A 20500-nucleotide genomic window follows, 5' to 3' on the forward strand; every position below is an offset into this window, starting at 1 on the left:
TATGACGAATTCACAACACATATTAACCGACGATTTTGGGCGAAAGCATTCGTATTTACGGATTTCCTTAACCGAAAAATGTAATTTACGATGCACCTATTGTATGCCCGAAAACGGGGTGCCTCTAACACCAAGATCGGATCTTATGAATGCCGATGAGATTTTTAAAATCGCTTCGGTATTTGTAAAACACGGTGTCAATAAAATTCGGTTAACAGGTGGTGAGCCTTTGGTGCGGAAAGATTTTTCAGAGATTTTAAAGCAATTGGCAACGCTACATGTAAAACTATCTATTACCACAAATGCGGTTATTGTAGATCGGTTTATAGACGATTTTAAAAGGTATGGTTTAAACGATATAAATGTAAGTTTAGACAGTTTACAAGCCGATAAGTTTCAATATATCACCCGCAGAAATCAATTTAAAGAAGCCTATAACAACATTATACTTTTAATGGAACATGGGTTTCATGTAAAAATGAATATCGTACTTATCAAAGGGTTTAACGATGACGAAATTATAGATTTTATAAACTTTACAAAGCATTTGCCTATTGCCATTCGGTTTATAGAATTTATGCCTTTTGATGGTAATAATTGGAATAAAGATAAACTTGTTACTCAGGCCGATATATTACAGCAAACCGTGGCACATTTTGGAGATGACCATTTAATTCCGATTAAAAATGAAGCTAATTTTACAGCTAGAAATTATCGGATAAAAGGATTTAAAGGAACCTTTGGCATTATTAGTTCTGTAAGTAATCCGTTTTGCGACAGTTGTAATAGAATTCGGTTAACCGCAAACGGTAATATAAAAAACTGCTTGTTCTCTAACACCGAAACCAATTTATTACGTGCATTCCGTGAAGGTGATAATATAGAACCTTTAATTTCTAGTTTAATTAAAAAGAAACATGCCGTACGCGCTGGTATGACAGACTTTGAAACCCTAAATAATCCTGACTTTCATAATAACAATCGTAGTATGATTACTATTGGAGGTTAATCTTGACTTACGTGGCGTTTATACGTTTTCATTACAAAATTAGATTTCGGTCCTTCGCAAAGTGAGCACTCATACGTTTCTGGCAAGTTAGCGAATGCTGTATGAGGTAGTATTCCCTGTGTTTCGTCGCCATAAGCTTCATTATAAATAGTTAAGCAATCTTGACATTGATACACTTCAACTTCAACCGTATCATCGGCAGATTTTGCTAATTTTTCCTCGTCGCGTTCTGTTCCTAATTGATCGAAATACAACTGACTCAATTCCATTAACAAACCAGGTAATTCTACTTGGTCTACATCTTGTACATGTGTAATATATTCTCTCGTATTCGGGTCGAAATTTTTAGCATATAACAGGTTATACGTGTCACGAATTTTAAACTCCGATAAAGCTAAAGGTTGCTCATTCTTTTCAATAACTATAGAGGTAAAATAATAGGCCTTTTTAGCATATTCTGTAATAGCAAAAGTTAGTCCGTAGGTACTAATATCGTTCTGATCGAAATTGGTTACTAGATACTTCTTTAGTTTTAATGCTTCATCATTTCCTACAGGTAAATGCCAGTTTAGTTCTAACATAGAGTGACGGACATTGATTCCGTATTTCCCGAGAAATTTCTCCCATATAAGTTTGGTTTCATTAGGAATATCTTTCACTATAAAAGACTTCCAAGGCGTGATAGAAATTTTACCAATTTTACAATCGGAACATAGATCGCACATGGCTTTTAAAAAGGCTAAATCGTATTTATTATTTCTCCAGTATAAGCCTAACCAATATTTATCGTTCCCTATTCTATTCATCCCCTCGTAATATGGAAACGGATAAAATGGGACTTGTAAAGGCTCGTCTATAGTTCTGTTATTCGTATCGATGGCATCGTTTACCAAATCGAAAATCATTTCAACAGTTTCAGGTTCTTCCTGCAATAAGCTTTCAATAGTTTCTTCTATTTTAGCCATATCCCAACTGTATATTAATGCCGGATACATTTCTGTTCTTTCCCATTCTGGTAAACGCACATACAAATACCAATAATCTTCATGCTCTGATGCAATAAAGTTTAAATGGCCAGTAAACAAAGGCACTAAGCGCTGTTTAGGATCGGTAATATTAATTTTTAAAAGTGGTTCTTTTCTGAATTGCTCTAGAACATACAAGTACTTCTCGCCAGTTAACCAAGAGGTACTCGAGAAAATCCCAGCACTTACATAAGACGATACAATGTTCTCTGAGCCTTCGGCATGAAGGGGTACAATTTGCACATTATCGATAGTTTCAATTTCGTCTGACTCTACTTTTTCTGGAAATAAAATATCCTGTCGAGACCCAAAAGAAATGGCATTTAAGCCTAAACGCTCTGCCGTTAAACAAATCGATTTTAACTCTCCTGGCGATAAAACGCCACCCTTAATTATTAATCTAGATAATTCTTGCATCAGGCCAAAACTTTATGATTATTTAATATCTCTCGCACTTCTGTTTTACAACTTCCGCAACCTAACCCTGCTCCCGTTTGGTTACATAGCTCGGTAAAATTGGTACATCCTTTACTTATAGCATCTTCGATATTCCCCTCGCCAACTTGACTACAAGAACACACCAATTTACCTAAAACAGGTTTATCGTTTGATGCGCCTCGAAGTAATTTATCACGCTTATCAGACAACTCGACTTTACTTTCTATTAAGGTTTTAAATTCTGCAAATTCATTTTTATCGCCCATTAAAACAGCACCAACCAACAAATCATCTTTCACGATACATTTTTTATAGTAACGTTTATTCATATCCATAAAAATGATTTCCTCGTAGCTATTGTCGTTTTCAGGAACCACAATATTTCCTAAACTACATAAGTCTAAATCGCTGAATTTTAAAATATTCATAGCAACAGAGCCCTTGTACATACTACTTATATCGCCCGCCATAAAATTTGCCAAAATGGCTGCTTGTTCTTCGGCTGCAGAAGTAATTCCTAAAATATTATTATTGAATTCTGCAATTTCACCTATAGCAAAGATATTAGGGTCTGAAGACTGTAAGTGATGATTCACTTTTATTCCGCGACCACAAGCCACACCGCTAGACTTCGCTATTTCGATATTCGGGCGCGTTCCAATGGCATAAACTATGGCATTCGATTTAAATGTTTTTCCACTTTTAAGAGTAATATTTAAAGCATTTTTAGTGTCTTCGTCATCAAAAACAGTACTTACCTCGTTAGAAAAATAGATTTGAATACCTAACTCCTGTACGTGTTTTGCTAACAGTTTACTAGAAATAGGATCTAATTGGCGCTCCATTAGATTCGAGGCACGCTGTATAATGGTTGTATTTACATTTCTATGTTTTAGGGCAGCCGCAAGCTCCAAACCTAACAGTCCTCCTCCAACTATAGTAACATGCTGATCTTCTGCTTTTAGTCCGGTTCCGTCTAAATACGACTTAAAACCATCGGCATCTTGTTTAGATCGTAAAGTAAATCGGCCTGGTAAATTTAGTTGCACATCGTTAGGAACAAAAGCGCGACTACCAGTAGCCAAAATCAATTTATCGTAGGCATGATGGGTTCCGTGATTATCGGTTGCTATTTTATTTTCGCGATCGATTTCTACGATATAAGTTTCCGAGAATAATTCAATTTGAAGTTTTTTAAGTTCCTTCTCTTTGATCTTTAATAACTGTTCCCAAGTTAATTCTTCGGTTACATATTCTGGCAACAACACGCGATTGTAAAACGGATTGATTTCTTTTGAAAACACCACTATTTCATCGGCCTCACTATGCTCTCTATAATTTTGAATAAAACGGAAGGCCGCAGCTCCAGCACCAACAACAACTATTTTTTCTTTTTCTTTTTTGTATTTTGAAACCGATACACGTGTAAATTTAAAATCTGGTTCTTTAGATACCGGATCTACAATAGTATGCGTTAAATTATTCGCTCGGTTTAAATCACTTTGCAATTGTTTTCCCCAATGCATTGGTAAAAACACAACACCTTTTTTTACACTATCGGTAACTTTGGTGCGCACTCTTACAACGCCATTAGCGCTGGTAACTTCTACGACATCTCCATTTTTTATTTTATTTAAAAATGCATCTACCGGACTTAACTCTAAAACGGGCGTAGAATAATGCGTTTTTAAACGCGAAACTTTCCCAGTTTTAGTCATTGTATGCCATTGATCGCGAACACGACCTGTAGTTAAAATTAACGGATAGGTGGCATTTGGTAAATCGGAAATATTATTAACAAAATCTGGTATGTTAAAGATCGCCTTTTGCGATGGTGTATAGAATTTTTTATCTTGAAACAATCTGGGTGTTCCGTCTTTTTGTTGTTCTGTAACCGGCCATTGGAATGTACCTTCTCCTTTTAACCTTTCGTAATTTAATTCGGAAATATCAATATTAGAGCCTTTAGTCATCTCTGTATATTCCTGATAAATCTCTTCGGTAGAATTATAATTAAAGCCTTCAAATCCCATTTTCTGAGCAAACTCGCATAGAATTTCAACATCAGGTTTCGCTTCACCTGGAGCTTCTATACCTTTTGGCAGGTAGGAAATTCGACGTTCAGAATTGGTCATAGTCCCTTCCTTTTCTAACCAAGCGGCTGCAGGTAAAACCAAATCGGCATGCTCTAATGTATCTGATCGGTTAGAGATATCTTGCACCACTACAAATTTTGCTTGTTTTAACGCTCTTTCTATTCGATGGGCATTTGGCATACTTACCATTGGGTTTGTACACACAATCCATACGGCTTTCATTTTACCGGTTTCTAAAGCGTCGAACATTTCGGTGGCTGTATATCCGGCTTTATCCGAAATTTTATCAACCTTCCAAAAATCTGCAACTTCTTGGCGGTGTTCGGCATTAAATAAATCTTTATGAACCGCTAATAAATTAGCCATACCACCTACTTCACGTCCGCCCATAGCATTTGGCTGTCCTGTTAAAGAAAACGGTCCTGAACCTGGTTTTCCAACCTGACCTGTAATTAAGGATAAATTTAATAGGGCATAATTTTTATGTGTACCGATGGCGCTCTGGTTTAAGCCCATAGCCCACATACTTATAAATGCTTTAGATTGCCCAATAATTTGAGCTGCTTTTTTAATTTCGTCAACGGTAACTCCACATAATCGTGAGGCTTCCCTTAACGAGGTATCTTGAACTTGTTTTTTATATTTTTCGAAATTCTCGGTATGCTCTTTAATAAAACGTTTATCAATCATTCGACGATCTATTAAACGTTTTCCAATAGCGTTGTACAAAATAACGTCTGTACCAGGTAAAATTTGAAGGTGTAAATCTGCAAAGTTGGCTGAATCGGTTTTACGCGGATCGACAACCAAGATTTTCACATTTGGATTTTCTTCCTTATGCTTTTCAATTCTTCTGAATAATATAGGGTGACACCAAGCTGGGTTTGCCCCAGTAATTAAAAAACAATCGGCTAATTCTATATCGGCATAAGAAATAGGAACAGAATCTTCTCCGAAGGTTTTTTTATAACCCACTACAGCCGAACTCATACATAATCTAGAATTGGTATCTATATTATTGGTTCCTAAAAACCCTTTAGTTAGTTTATTGGCTATATAATATTCTTCTGTTAAACACTGTCCAGAGACATAAAAACCTACGCTATCTGGACCGTGTTTTTTTATGATAGATTTAAACACTTTTGCTGCCCGATCTAAAGCTGTATCCCAACTTACACGTTCTAAAGGATGCGATTTACTCCATCGCATTTCTGGATATAATAATCTATCGGAAACATCATTTGCAACATAATGCAAATTCATACCTTTAGAGCATAACATCCCTTTGTTTACCGGATGGTCTTTGTCGCCTTCCACATAAACTTTATTATTTTCGTCCTTCTTTACGATGATACCACAGCCTACACCACAGTATGAACACGTTGTTTTAATTTCTTTTTGAGGCATCATATGTATTTAAATACATTTTAATTTCTTTTTTAAATGTAATAAAACTTATCTATTACAGGACTGAATTTTATGGTCGCATTTTAAATAGATTGCGTTGCCATTTGCGTATCGAAGGCGTCGTCTTCTACTTCTTCTTTCACGTCATTTTTCACAGTAGAGAATTTAATAGCCAAAGTACTTACGGCTACAACTAAAACTACCAAACTTATAATTAAAAACCCACTCGATACTGCCGATGAAGATGCGGCGGCTTGTGCGGCATGGATAGCATCTGCACTCATACCTTCGGTGGCTGCTAATGCTGCTTTTTCTGCCACTGCCGATTTAGACTTTAATAATAACGCGGCAAGAAATGCACCTACGTTTCCTCCTGCACCTACAATACCAGATATAGATCCGATAGCTTTTTGGTTTACAAAAGGTACTACAGAAAACGTTGCACCTTCTGCCATTTGCACAGATAAACTAAACAATACCAAACATACAATACCTAACACAATTCCGGTAGCCGATGAGAATGCGGCAAGAATAATACCTTCTACAGCTAGTATGGCTGATAAAAACAATACACGTCCGCGTAATCCTTTAAGTTTTCCAAATTTATCACCAAAGAAACCTCCTAGCGTTCTTGCAAAAATATTCATTAGGGCGAAAGACAATACGATATTTCCGGCTGTTACACGTTCTAACTGAAAAGTGTTTTGCAGATAATCATCCATCGTTCCGTAAACCGTTAACTCAATTCCAAAACAAGCTGCATATACAAAGAATAAGATCCAAACACGGTAATCTTTAACAGCTTCCATAAAACCTACATCATCCTTTTTGGTTTGTGGCATATCGCCAGAAGCTTTTAATTCCTTATAATTTCCTTCTAACGTATCTTGTGTAAAGTTATAATATACAAGTCCCATTAAGAAACAAACAATACCTGCAATAATCATAGAGTATCTCCAAGCTTCAGATTCTGCTACTCCAAAAGCAACCACACCGGCAGCAATTAAAGGCATCCCTAAACGGTTGGCTCCACCTCCTAAGTTACCCCAACCTGCAGAGGTCGCATTCGCTGTACCTACAATATTTGGCGCAAACATAATAGAGGTATGAAACTGCGTAATTACAAACGATGCTCCAATAAACCCAATAAAGAATCGGCATATTAAAAATTGTAATGGCGTTTGCACTAAACCTAATAACACGACAGGAATAGCACCTAAAACAAGTAACCACGAGTAACATAAACGCGGTCCGTATTTATCGCAAAGTTTACCTATTAATAAACGTGCGAAGACCGTACCCGAAACCGCAAGTATAATGGAATTCCATTTTTGCGATGGCGTTAAACCTAAATCATTTACAACATCTGGCATAAATGGCACAATACCAAACCAAGAAAAGAAACATAAGAAAAAGGCTAGTGAGGTAATCCAAAACGTTCGAATTGGAAGACTTTTAAAATTTAAAAGATCTAATTTTGTAGCTTTTGCAGAACTCATAACAATTGAATTTTTACGTTAGTGAGATAAAATTAAGTATTAATACTTAATTTATACTTATAAAATTACGTATTTTTTCAATTATTACGTACCTAATAATTTTTTAGGTTTATATTATTAATTTTTCAATAAGAAGGCTTAAAAAGTCAAAAAACAATGATTCAAAAAAACCGTAAGGTTTAAACCAAGCGATACTTAGCTGCTATTTTTGTAAGCTCGATTAGGTTTTTAACGTCTAATTTTTTCATTAAATTAAAACGATGCACTTCGGCAGTACGTTTACTAACATCCAAATTTTCAGCAATTTCCTTATTACTTTTACCATCAAGCACTAATGATAAAATTTGTTTTTCACGTTTGGTAAGATTAAATGTCGATTCTGGCTTTTCTGGTTCCTCTTCTTGTACACCGCCTTGGTTAATCATATTATTAATAATAATAGAAGACACATCTCCGGTAAAATACTTACCTCCAGATGCCACCATTTGAAGCGCTTTCATAAACTCTTCTTTGCTCGACCCTTTTAATAAGTAGCCATCGGCACCAGCATTAATGGCATTTAACACGTATTCTTCTGAATCGTGCATAGATAACACCAAGGTTTTAATTGGACTTTTAATTTTATTCAATTCAGTAACCACCTCAATACCATTCATTTCTGGCATACGTATATCTACAATAAGTACATCGGGCTTATTATCTTCAACCACTTTTAAAGCCTCTTTTCCATTAGACGCTTCGGCAATTACATGAACCCCGTCTTGATCTTCTAACAACGATTTAATACCATCTCTAACTAAAAGATGATCGTCTGCCAATACTACATTTATCATATGTTAAATCATTCTGTTTAAATACGTAGCAAATTAATTAAAAATTAAGTAATATCACCCAATTAAATTGGGATATTTAAGGTAATCCGGGTTCCTGACTCTTTAGAAGAATTTAAAAACAATCGGCCGTTAATGTAGTTAATACGCTCGTTCATAAAAGTCATTCCCATACCACCTACACCGGTTCTAATATTTTTAGGGCGGTTAACATCAAAGCCTTTACCATCATCGTCTATAGTAATACTTAGTATGTGTTCGCTATGCGATATAGTAACTAAAATATACGTAGAATCGGCATATTTAATCGCATTATTTATGGCCTCTTGCGTAATTCTATAAATATTAATTTCGACCAAAGAATCTAACCGTTGATTAAAATTGGTACGGTTATATTGTTCTATAGTTTTACCGGTAAGCTTGGCTAATTCTTGGGTTAATTTTGAAAGTGCCGGGACTATACCATAATCGCTTAATTCTGGAGGTGTTAAATTAAAAGTAGCAGCTCTAACCCCCTGAATAATATCGCCGGTTAAACTTTTTAATTGCTTTATTTTAGCTTCAGCTTTGTCTAGGTCGTTTAAATTTACGCTCTCTAAGTTATATTTTAATCCGGTTAGCATTTGCCCAATGCCATCGTGAATATCTTTAGCAATACGATTTTGTTCCTTTTCTTGGTTTTCTATAATCTTGCTAGAAATTATTTTCTGCTGATTCATATTTTCCTCGTAACTCGCCTTTGTTAGCGATTCTACTTCTAATTGCGCTTGCTTCTTTTCGGTAATATCTGAAGCAATAATTAGAATTTCAGATTTTTCTGCTTTTGAGAAAATAGGAATAACATACATTTCTAACCACAACAATTCCCCTGTACTTTTTGAGGCCTTTATTTCGCCTTGCCACCCCACTTTATTATAAGTATTTAGAATGTGCTCTACATAAAGTTGATCGTTTTTTTCGGCAGAAATTAATTCGGAAAAATTTAAATTGATATTAAAATTGGACTGCTTAAATAATTTAGAAAACTTATCGCCTATATGAAGAATCGAACCCTCTGAAGTTACACGAGCAAACAGCAAGGTCTTATCCATAGCCTGGTTTAACACCCGAAGCTCTTTAACCGAACGTTCGTTTTCTTCACGTAACACATCTGCTTCATAAGCGGTTTTTATTGCTTTCTGTTCAGAATGTAACAGTTTTGCAATAATTTTTTCAACCATTCGTGCGGTTGGCTTAAAGATGAAAATGAATTCTAACAACAACAGCAACAATGTAAATAACATTAAAAACAGTTCCCATTGCCTTAACCGATTTACTTTTTCATTGGCCTCATCATCGTACTGATTTACGATGGCATCCATGATGTGTAAAAATTGTGGCTGAGTTGTAACCACGCGATTTACATCGTCGGAGAGTACATTTACATCAATATTAGGCTGATTCTCTAGAGCAGAAATAATACGATTTGAAGCGTTATAGATATCTGAAAATGGCAATTGAAGTTGCCCAAACATATCGATTACTTTTGGGCTATTTACGCCCGAAAGCTCCAAACTATCGTGTCCATGAAGCAGTGCTAGATGGGCTGTATTCCACTGCTTCAAGGTATTTTTAAGATGATTTTTTTGAGTTAATCGCTGAGAACCATCGGTACTGTTTGCTATTAAAAGTACCTCCTTACTTAGTTTCTGACTCAGCATACGTTGCCGGCCGGCAACATTTATTATGGTAGAATCGTCCTGCTGATCTTTTAAGAACTTACGGACGATTATCTGACTTATAATTATAGAAAAAGCAACAGCTCCTAATGCAAAAATATATAAACGACGAAGCCTATTAAACGTACTCGTATCTAACGAACTACTGCTGCCATTCATGTATTAACTATTTAAGCCAAAGCTTGTTTAATCAGGTCTGCGGTATCTTCTGAAAATGGTATAGTAAGTGCATTTTTGTGAGCTGCATCAGACATTTTATTCCAAGTTTTTTGAAGTATATCTATAAGCTTTTCGTTGTCGTGCTTAGTCGCAAAATCCTCAAAATAATATTGTAAAAACACCAAACACACCACATCTTCTAGAGTTTGAGAATCTGGATCTTTTTTAAATGATTTTTTACTGATTAAAAACTGAACACGTTCAACAAATTCGGAGTCGTAACCAACAGATTCTAGAATGTCTCCAGCCAAATTAGCATGCATCTTTTTAAGATCGTTTCGCCAATTCATATACCCTGCTTTAGTCATAGGATATTCGTTTCTCGGAATTTCCCAACGACAAATATGTTGTGCTCTTGCAGCAATTTGTAAAGCTTCTGATGCTGTTGGCATATAGTCTAGCAAACACGCTGTCATGCGTTGAGAATACAATAATTCTTTTGGCACCGATTTACCATTATCGATTTCACGGTTTAAATCTTGAGCATTTTTCTCGTCTATTAATGCTATGGCTTGTTCAAATTTTGCACTCACAATATTATAGTTTTGGATATAGTTCCAAATCTATTCAGAAAATCCGATATACACAAAGTTGTCTTCTACTTTTACAGGATAAATTGAAATCGCATCTAAATCGCCATTCAAATTCTCGCCTGTAACTAACGAAAATGTTTTTTTGTGCATTGGGCAAGCTATTTTAGGGATTCCCTTTTCATCGCCAATCATTCCACGAGATAATACCATTTCTAGTTTATGCGGACAAGCATTTTGACATGCGTACCACTGGTTTCTTCTTTCAAAATAATAGACTGCAATTTGTTTGTCTTTATATTTTACACAAGCACCTCCATTTTTTGGAAAGTCGCTTACTTTTGCCGCTTTAAACCATACGCTTACTTGATCTGGTTGAAAAGCTGGTTGTAATCCTGTTAAAATAGTATCCATAATTTCTTAAGTTTTGTTATTAGTTAGAGGTCCAAGGTTCTGGCATTATTTGATCGCGCATTGGCACAAACACTATATTATCGTCTTTTTCATCAGAATTAATAAAGTGCTTAAATCGGCTTTGTAATTCTTCGCGTTCTATTACTTGTGTCCACTCACATTCGTAAGCATCAACTAGACCTTGCATATCCTTTTCTAATTCTTCGGCCAGATTTAAACTGTCGTCTATTACTATAGATTTTAGTTGCTCGATTCCGCCTTCTAATTTATCTAACCATGCTGCAGTTCGCATAAGTGGCGCGGCCGTACGGATGTAATACATCAAGAAACGGTCTAGGTATTTAATACAGGTTTCGTTATCTATTTGTTCTGCTAAAAGTAAAGCGTGTTTTGGGGTCGCTCCACCGTTTCCGCAGACATATAAGTTCCATCCTCCTTCTACAGCAATTACTCCAAAATCTTTTCCTCTTGCTTCCGCACATTCACGAATACATCCAGAAACACCACCTTTAAGTTTATGTGGCGAACGTAATCCTTTGTAACGGTTTTCTAAATCGATCGCAAAACTTACACTTTCGTCCATTCCGTATCGACACCATGTAGATCCCACACAACTTTTTACTGTTCTTAACGACTTTCCGTAAGCATGTCCGCTTTCAAAACCGGCATCTATCAATTCTTTCCAAATTGCAGGTAAGTCATTTAATTGCGCGCCGAATAAATCGATTCGCTGACCTCCAGTGATTTTTGTATATAAATTATATTTCTCTCCAACTTGCCCAATAACGATTAGTTTTTGAGGTGTAATTTCTCCTCCTGGAATTCTTGGCACTACAGAATAGGTTCCGTTACGTTGAATATTTGCTAAGAATTTATCGTTGGAATCTTGAATAACATCTTCCTTGTTTGCCGTATCGTTATATAAACTTGCAAAAATAGAAGCTACTAAAGGCTTACAAGTTTCGCAACCATCGCCCTCTCCACAAGCATCAAGCACTTCGTAGAACGTCGTTAATTTCTTTACTTTAATAATTCCGAATAACTCTTGACGTGTATAATTAAAGTGATCGCAAATGGTTTCTTTAACTTCTTTTCCTAAAGATTTAAGCGTTTCGTTTACAAGGTCTGAAACCATAGGTTTACAACCTCCACAACCGGTTCCTGCTTTTGTGCACGACATCACTTCAGACACATTATTACATTCTCCAGAAGTAATAGTAGAACAGATATCGCCTTTACTCACACTCTCGCAAGAACAAATTTGTGCGGCATCTGGTAAATCCATTACACTTCCAAAAACAGAACCACCATCGGCACGTGTTCCTAAAATTAAATCTTCTGCATTTTCTGGTAACGGAATACCATTTAAATACATTTGATGTAAAATATTATAATCTGCTGCATCGCCTACAAGGATACCTCCTAATAAGGTTTTCCCATCGTGACTTACGTTAATACGCTTATATAAATACTTAGTTTTATTTTCGAATAAGATAGAGTGCCCTTTTTCGGCTGGCATAAACGGCTCTCCAAAACTAGCCACATCTACCCCTATTAGTTTTAATTTAGTAGACATATCGATATCAGAACTCATCAAGGCCTCTTCATTTCCTAAAATTTGTTCTACAGCAACATCTGCCATTTCGTATCCCGGAGCCACCAAACCATAAATCATATGATTGTATAAGGCGACTTCTCCAATGGCAAAAATTTCTGGATCTGAGGTTTGCATTTTATTGTTCACCGTAATTCCTCCGCGAACTCCCATATCTAAACCACAGGTTTTCCCGAGTTCATCTCGCGGACGAATACCTGCAGAAATAACTAGCATATCGACATCCAACTTATCGTCTTCTCCAAACTCCATAGCCTCTATTGCACGGTCTCCAAGAATTTGGTTGGTCGCTTTATTTAAATGTATATTTATCCCTAAAGATTCTAATTTTACTTGAAGCACTTTACTACTACGTAAATCTAATTGTCTAGGCATTAATTTCTGAGCAAACTCTACAACATGCGGTTCTAAACCCATATCCATTACCGCTTTTGCAGCCTCTAAACCTAAAAGTCCACCACCTAAAACAGCTGCCTTAGCATCTGGCTTTTTAGCTTTAAGCATATCTGCATAGGCCATCATACCTTCCAGATCTTCTATAGTACGATACACAAAAACACCTTCCTTTTCAACACCTTCTATAGGTGGTACAAAAGGTAAAGACCCTGTTGCCAAAACTAAGTAATCGTACTCATAACTCTCATCGCTAGAAGTGGTAATGGTTTTTGATTTTCTATGAATATCTGTTACACGTTCGTTTGAAATTAATTCAATATCATTATCGCTATACCAATTTGCCGGAGCTAATTCTAAAGCTTTTGCATCTTGATTTTGAAAATACTCACTTAAGTGAACACGATCGTATGCTGGTCTTGGCTCTTCACCAAAAACGATTAGTTTAAACTCTTCTTTGGATGCTTTTGCTATAAATTTTTCGCAAAACTTATACCCAACCATTCCATTTCCTACAACGATAACTTTTTTCATATACGTAGTTATTTTTCTATTACATGATCAAAATTAAGTATTAATACTTAATTATTGTAATAAAAACGTCATGAATTTCACCATACTACGTATTTTTACTAAAAACAAAATCAAAGGGCATGTAAATTATTAATAATGAAATTCTTTAATTAAAAATGAAAAGATTATTTTTATACTACAGGTTTTCCATCTCGAAATTAACACTTATTTATTCCATAAACGTCAAACAAATGAACCTCTACCCGACATTTAAAACTCAACTACTATGATGAAAAAAACTACACTACTTACTGCATTTCTTGCAGTAATTTCGGCAAGTTGTTATGCACAATTTGCAATTGACGGACAATTAAGACCGCGTACAGAATACAGACATGGTTACGGAACACTTATAGCCGATGATGCCGATCCGGGATTCGGAATTGCAACTCGTGCAAGAATTAATTTCGGATTAAAAAAAGAAACCTACGAAGTTTATTTAAGCTTTCAAGATGTATTTGTTTGGGGAGAAAACAGACAAATATTAATTGAAGATAAAAACAATTCGTTTTCGATATTTGAAGCTTGGGCTAATTTTAGATTAAATGAAAACTGGTCGACAAAACTAGGGCGCCAAGTAATCTCTTACGACGACCAACGCATTCTAGGAGGCTTAGATTGGGCCCAACAAGGTAGAAACCACGATGCCATTCTTGTTAAACTAGGAAAAGACGCTTTAAAACTAGATTTAGGATTTGCCTACAACCAGGATTACGATAACATTTCTGGATTTCAAAACACAGATAACACCTATCATACCACCGGATTTTTCTCGTACAAAACTATGCAGTATGCCTATTTAAAAAACAACTGGGATGCCTTTTCGGCAAGTTTCTTATTTATGAACAATGGTTTTCAAGAATTTGATGAGGATGATAAAGCCGATGGCATAAGTAATTTACAAACATTTGGAACACACCTTACCTACACTAAAAATAAATTTAATACCGCTGCAAATATTTACCTCCAAACTGGGCAGCGCCAAGGAGAGATTAAGGTTAACAGCGGACTTTTAGCTAGTCTTGATGCTTACTATAAAATTACTCCTAAAATTAAGTTAGGATTAGGGTTTGAATATATAAGTGGAAAATCGCCTGATTCTGATGCCGACGAAACCGGAGCGTTCTTCCCGCTATACGGAACCAACCATAAATTTAATGGTTTTATGGATTATTTTTATGTTGGGAATCATGCCAATTCGGTAGGCTTGGTAGATTTCCATATCAATGCTAATTTCAATTTTGGAGAAAAATCTGAATTATATGTAAATGTTTTAAACTTCTCTGGAGCTGAAGAGCTACCTAGTGGTGAAAAAAGTTTAGGGACAGAAGTAGATTTGGTATTTCAACACAAGTTTAAAGAATTCTCTATACAGGCTGGCTACTCGCAAATGTTTGCTGCAGATGGCATGTACGAACTTAAAAACCTACCAGAAGATTTAGCAGCTAGCACTCAAAACTGGATTTGGGCTATGGTAATTTTAAAACCTAAATTTTTATAATAAACACTAAATTTAAAGTAGGTCTTAATTTTAGAAAAACCTGTGAAACATAATTTCACAGTTTTTTTTTATAGGCCTTTTTACCCACAAAACGAAGTAGGTAAAATAAAGTGATTCCTTGGTGTTTTGCTTCAATCTGAAGCGCGATTTCACACTATTAATCATCTTAATAAATTAAATTCAAGGTTTACAACTTTTATCGTTATGTGATGCTAAAACAGGTTCAGCATGACGCTCCGATTTAACATATCCAAATTACTACATTAATCCAATTTCAAATCAACTAATCTGTCTTTAATCCTAGCTCTAAAATCTTGCTTCTAAAAAGAGATTCTTCACTCCGCTGCGCTACGTTCTGAATGACACTTAGTTTTGTTATTTCGACGACAGGAGGAATCTCATCTTCAAATTAACCCAAATCGTCACTTTGAACTTGTTTCAAGGTCTCACTGAGTGGGCACATATTATAATCAGGATGAGATGCTGAAACAGGTTCAGCATGACGCTCCGATCTAACATATCCAAATTACTACATTAATCCATTTTCAAATTAACTAATCTGTCTTTAATCCTGGTTCTAAAATCTTGCTTCTAAAAAGAGTCTCTTCACTCCGCTGCGCTACGTTCTGAATGATACTTAGATTTGTTATTCCGACGATAGGAGAAATCTCATCTTCAAATAAATCCAAATCGTCACCTTGAACTTGTTTCAAGGTCTCACTGAGTTGGCACATATTATAATCAGGATGAGATGCTGAAACAGGTTCAGCATGACGCTCCGATCTAACATATCCAAATTACTACATTAATCCATTTTCAAATTAACTAATCTGTCTTTAATCCTGGTTCTAAAATCTTGCTTCTAAAAAGAGTCTCTTCACTCCGCTGCGCTACGTTCTACATGACACTTAGATTTATCATTCCGACGATAGGAGAAATCTCATCTTCAAATCTTCAAATTGTTACATTTTCAAATCGATACATTGATACATTGTTACATTGATACATAAAATAAGTTCTACAAACTAAAAAAAGCCTTCCAAACTTGCGTTTAGAAGGCCTTTTATATATTTTAAAAGATGATTACTTATGCAGCAACTTCACCTTCTTTTAATTTTCTTTTCTTTTCAGAAGCATCTAATGTATCGTACATGATTGGTGTTGCGATAAATAATGATGAGTAGGTACCTACTACAACTCCTACGATTAACGCAAACATAAATCCACGAATAGAATCTCCACCAAAGATAAAGATTGCTAATAACACTACTAACGTAGTTAACGACGTATTTAAGGTTCTACTTAGTGTGCTACTTAACGATACGTTTACCACTTTGTTTAAGTTCCATGTTGTATGTTCGTGGAAGAATTCTCTAATTCTATCAAAAACAACAACCGTATCATTCAGCGAGTAACCAATTACAGTTAGAATAGCCGCAATAAATGCTTGATCTATTTCCATGTTGAATGGCATGAATTTGTAAGTTAGAGAGAATACCCCTAATACAATAATAACATCGTGGAATACAGCAGCAACTGCTCCTAATGAATATTGCCATTTTTTGAAACGGAATAAGATATATAAGAATACTACAATTAAAGATCCTAATACAGCCCAGAATGATTCTTTTTTAATATCATCTGCGATGGTTGGACTTACTTTGTAAGATTTCATTAAACCTACCGTTTTGTGCTCGTTATCGCTAATAAAGTCTTCATAAGAGATTCCAGTTAAATGTGGTTGTAACGCTGTGTATAAATCTCTTCTGATTTCTTCATCAACCTCTGCACTAGTTTCATCAACTTTATACTTCGTAGTAATTTTTACTTGATTCGCACTACCAAAAGTTTTTGCATCTGCACTACCAAATTTTTCAGATAAAATTGGCACTAATTCCGATGGCTTAACATTTTCGTTAAAACGTACTTGGTAGTTTCTACCTCCAACAAAATCTACACCTTGATCTAATCCGTTTGTAAATAAAGATCCTAAACTAACTACTAATAAAACACCTGAAATGATGTAAGCAATTTTACGTTTTTCAAGGAATTTAATATTGATATTTCTGAATAGGTTTTTAGTAATTCCAGTTGAGAAATCTAAGTTTCCACCACGGTTAACATACCAGTCAATTAATAATCTTGTAATAAAGATCGCTGTAAATAATGACGTTACAATACCAATTAATAAAGTCGTTGCGAATCCTTTAATTGGCCCTGTTCCAAATACAAATAAGATTAAAGCTGTTAAACCTGTAGTAATGTTAGCATCTAAAATAGAAGATAAGGCATTACTAAATCCGTCTTGAATAGCTTCTCTTTGTCCTTTACCATTCGTAATCTCTTCCCTAATACGCTCGTAAATTAACACGTTCGCATCTACCGACATACCAATGGTTAATACAATACCGGCAATACCAGGTAAGGTTAATACCGCACCTAAACCAGATAATACACCAAATATTAATAAGATGTTTAATGCCATGGCGATATCTGCAAAACCTCCAGCTTTACCGTAATAGAATATCATCCATAATAACACTAAAGCCAAAGCAATAATGAAAGAAACTTTACCGCTATCTATAGCTTCCTGACCTAAAGATGGTCCTACAACTTCACTTTGAATAATATCTGCAGAAGCAGGTAATTTACCAGCACGTAAAACGTTTGCTAAATCGACAGCTTCGTTTAATGTAAAGTTTCCAGAAATTTCTGAATTTCCACCAGCAATTGGTCCAGTAGTTACACCTGGCGCAGAGTATACTACGTTATCTAAAACAATAGCTATTTGACTTTGTTGAGAGAATGCTTTTCCAGTCATTTCTTCCCAAACTTTAGCTCCTTTTGCATTCATTTGCATAGACACAGAAGGCTTCCCTAATTGGTCGTATTGTTGTGTTGCATTAGTTACAACAGCACCACTCATTGGAGGTACATTTTCTCTGTTACCAATTAAAGCATATAAACCAACAGTTTCAGTATTCTTTTCTGGCATACCAAAAGCAAACTTTACATAGCGTTGCTCTACCGGAAGTAACGCTCTTACGTCTGCTCTGTTTAAGTAATCTAAAACGGTTTGCTTGTCTTTAACGTCAAATTGAGCCACGATTGGACCTCCTTGATACCCTTGTCCAACGATTAAATCTAATAATGGGTTAGCATCTACTTTAGTAGAATCTGTTTCTGCTTCTCCTAATAAATCATCAATTTGAGAATCGCTCTCCGATGTTTCTTTAGTAGCTCCTTCTGAAGCTTCTGTTTTCGCTTTAATTTCTTCTTTTAAAACGTTGTTTGCTTGTACAATAAAAGGGATTAATTGCTCACCTTTGTATACATCCCAAAATTCTAATTGCGCCGTACTTTGTAATAATTTCTTAGCACGCTCTACATCTTTTACACCTGGTAATTCTACTAAAATACGACCAGATTCTCCAAGACGTTGAATGTTTGGAGAAGTAACCCCAAATTCATCAATACGCTTACGTAATACCTCGAACGCAGAAGTAATAGATTCATCAATTTTTCTGTCGATGATTGGCTTTACTTGATCGTCTGTCATATCAAAAGTAATCTCATCACTTAAGGCTCTGTTAGCAAAAATATCTGGAGAAGCTAATTTTGTATCTCCTTTAATTTTATCGAACGCGATATAGAAATCTTCTAAATATGTATTCTGACTGTTTTTCTGAAGTTCTGAAGCATCGTCTAACGCTTTGTTGAATGCTGGTTCGCTAGTGTGATTAGCTAAACCTTTTAAAATGTCTTTTACAGACACTTGAAGAATTACATTTATACCTCCTTTAAGGTCTAGACCAAGATTCATGGCCTTGTCTTTTACCTCATTATACGTATAATCTGCAATTCCTAAATTAAACACTTTCTCTGTAGAAAGTGAATCTAAATACTGACGCTCTTTTACGGCATCACCTTTTGAATACGCTTTTGCATCGTCCTCTATACTATTCGCTTTAAAAGTGAATGATAGTTGGTAAATACTTACCAAACCGAACAAGATTGCAAACAATTTTACTAAACCTTTATTCTGCATTATTTAATTAATTATTTATTAGTCAATTTTTAATAGTGCGACACAATTAATGTCGGTACTATTTATTTTTTTGTTGATTTTTTTTTACGAAGTGAAGCACACCCTAATTTTCAAAGCAAGGTTGATTTACCAAGAAAATTATAGCCTTATAATTGCCTTTTTTATGTTACGGACGTTGATTTAAACGGATAATTATGCACTTTCATAATTACCACATTTCTAAACTGAGAAGCAGAAATATTAACGACCTTAAGCTAAAGGCCCTGCCCGAACTTCGGGTATTTGTTTAGAATTATTTTCTATTGCGAGCGCAATAGTGGTATAAAACTTATAAGCGACTTTAATTGAAGGAAATTCAATATTATCTGTCGTATGGTTTACATATAAGTGATCGTTTGTATTACTAAAGTGATGACTGCTCGCTTTTAATTCGACCGCAACTTTTCCTGCATGTTCAAATGCAAAATCGTTACCGTTATGAATTTCATAAACATCAAAATTATAGGTAATTTCTTGATCTTGAGAAGGGAATTCAGTAGAATTGCTACGGTGTTTTGAAGCAGAATTCTCAAACTCTAAAGATTGATCTTCGGCTAAAGCCGTTTTAATATGATCTATGTCGGCATCACTATAATACGTGATTTTTAAGACCCCTTCTTCATTTTGTACAACCTGAATATTATCGGCACCAATGGCTTGTAACTTGTGCTTAACTGCTAAAATGGCTTGCTCTGCTTTATCTTGCGCAAATACATCACCAGAAAATTGTAAAACAATTTCCTGATTAGGCACAACGTGCTGCTGCTGACTAGCAACACCAAAAAAAAAGGCTACAGTTACAATTAAAGTACTAAAGTACCATTTTAGATTCATGCGCCAAATATATAAAAAATTTAAGATTACGTTCTATGCTTAAACGTTTATTATAGAATAATATAAGGCCTTTTAAAACTTTAAGATTTCAGTCTTAATAAATGTAACAAAACCGACTTAAACCTGCTGATTACCCAATAATTAAAACAAATCACGATATAACGCTTTCATGTTAAGAGGGCTACATACAAACCTTAAATTCTAATTTCAGTGCATATATAGCTCTTGATTTAGAAAAAAATGCGAAACTTGAACCATAATCACATCAGAAAGACCAAAATAATTATTTATATTTGGTTATAGACCTATTGC

At 35.2% G+C, this 20500-nt stretch carries 12 protein-coding genes; 2 read left to right on the forward strand and 10 right to left on the reverse strand.

Translation table 11 applies throughout. The features are described from left to right. The first annotated feature begins 1 nt into the window (after position 1). A complete protein-coding gene (gene moaA, locus A9D35_RS07205; RefSeq protein WP_066220962.1) occupies positions 2–1009 on the forward strand; it encodes a GTP 3',8-cyclase MoaA in 1008 nt (335 codons plus the stop codon). Here the strand turns inward: moaA and A9D35_RS07210 are convergent. From A9D35_RS07210 to nirB, 8 genes are all read right to left on the reverse strand, one after another. Continuing rightward, positions 1006–2451, reverse strand: coding sequence for a rubredoxin (locus tag A9D35_RS07210; RefSeq protein ID WP_066220965.1), 1446 nt, complete (start codon positions 2449–2451; stop codon positions 1006–1008). The genes moaA and A9D35_RS07210 overlap by 4 nt on opposite strands. Continuing rightward, positions 2451–5975: a nitrate reductase gene (locus tag A9D35_RS07215; RefSeq protein ID WP_066225909.1), complete on the reverse strand. Its 3525-nt coding sequence runs from the start codon at positions 5973–5975 to the stop codon at positions 2451–2453. The genes A9D35_RS07210 and A9D35_RS07215 overlap by 1 nt, the downstream gene beginning before the upstream one ends. Before the next feature lie 83 nt (positions 5976–6058). Continuing rightward, positions 6059–7474, reverse strand: coding sequence for an MFS transporter (locus tag A9D35_RS07220; protein ID WP_066220969.1), 1416 nt, complete (start codon positions 7472–7474; stop codon positions 6059–6061). 179 nt (positions 7475–7653) lie between these two features. After that, positions 7654–8307 carry a response regulator transcription factor gene (locus tag A9D35_RS07225; RefSeq protein ID WP_066220972.1) on the reverse strand — a complete coding sequence of 218 codons (654 nt, stop codon included), beginning with the start codon at positions 8305–8307 and terminating at the stop codon, positions 7654–7656. 62 nt (positions 8308–8369) lie between these two features. Beyond that, complete coding sequence (locus A9D35_RS07230; RefSeq protein WP_066220975.1) at positions 8370–10181, reverse strand: sensor histidine kinase; 1812 nt, start codon at positions 10179–10181, stop codon at positions 8370–8372. A gap of 11 nt (positions 10182–10192) precedes the next feature. Further along, a complete protein-coding gene (locus A9D35_RS07235; RefSeq protein ID WP_066220977.1) occupies positions 10193–10774 on the reverse strand; it encodes a DUF4202 domain-containing protein in 582 nt (193 codons plus the stop codon). A 30-nt stretch (positions 10775–10804) separates the two neighbouring features. Next, positions 10805–11185, reverse strand: coding sequence for a nitrite reductase small subunit NirD (nirD, locus tag A9D35_RS07240; protein WP_066220979.1), 381 nt, complete (start codon positions 11183–11185; stop codon positions 10805–10807). Positions 11186–11204: 19 nt separating this feature from the next. Then, positions 11205–13727: a nitrite reductase large subunit NirB gene (nirB, locus tag A9D35_RS07245; RefSeq protein ID WP_066220983.1), complete on the reverse strand. Its 2523-nt coding sequence runs from the start codon at positions 13725–13727 to the stop codon at positions 11205–11207. Positions 13728–13992: 265 nt separating this feature from the next. Between nirB and A9D35_RS07250 the strand changes: the two genes are divergently transcribed. Next, positions 13993–15267 carry an alginate export family protein gene (locus tag A9D35_RS07250; RefSeq protein ID WP_235817868.1) on the forward strand — a complete coding sequence of 425 codons (1275 nt, stop codon included), beginning with the start codon at positions 13993–13995 and terminating at the stop codon, positions 15265–15267. A 1087-nt stretch (positions 15268–16354) separates the two neighbouring features. On the opposite strand, the gene secDF is transcribed toward A9D35_RS07250, so the two are convergent. Further along, positions 16355–19315, reverse strand: coding sequence for a protein translocase subunit SecDF (gene secDF / locus A9D35_RS07260; RefSeq protein WP_066220989.1), 2961 nt, complete (start codon positions 19313–19315; stop codon positions 16355–16357). Between the two features lie 249 nt (positions 19316–19564). After that, positions 19565–20188: a hypothetical protein gene (locus A9D35_RS07265; protein WP_066220993.1), complete on the reverse strand. Its 624-nt coding sequence runs from the start codon at positions 20186–20188 to the stop codon at positions 19565–19567. Between the last annotated feature and the right edge of the window lie 312 nt (positions 20189–20500).

The sequence above is a fragment of the Formosa haliotis genome (assembly GCF_001685485.1).
In the GTDB taxonomy this organism is placed as follows: Bacteria; Bacteroidota; Bacteroidia; order Flavobacteriales; family Flavobacteriaceae; genus Formosa; species Formosa haliotis.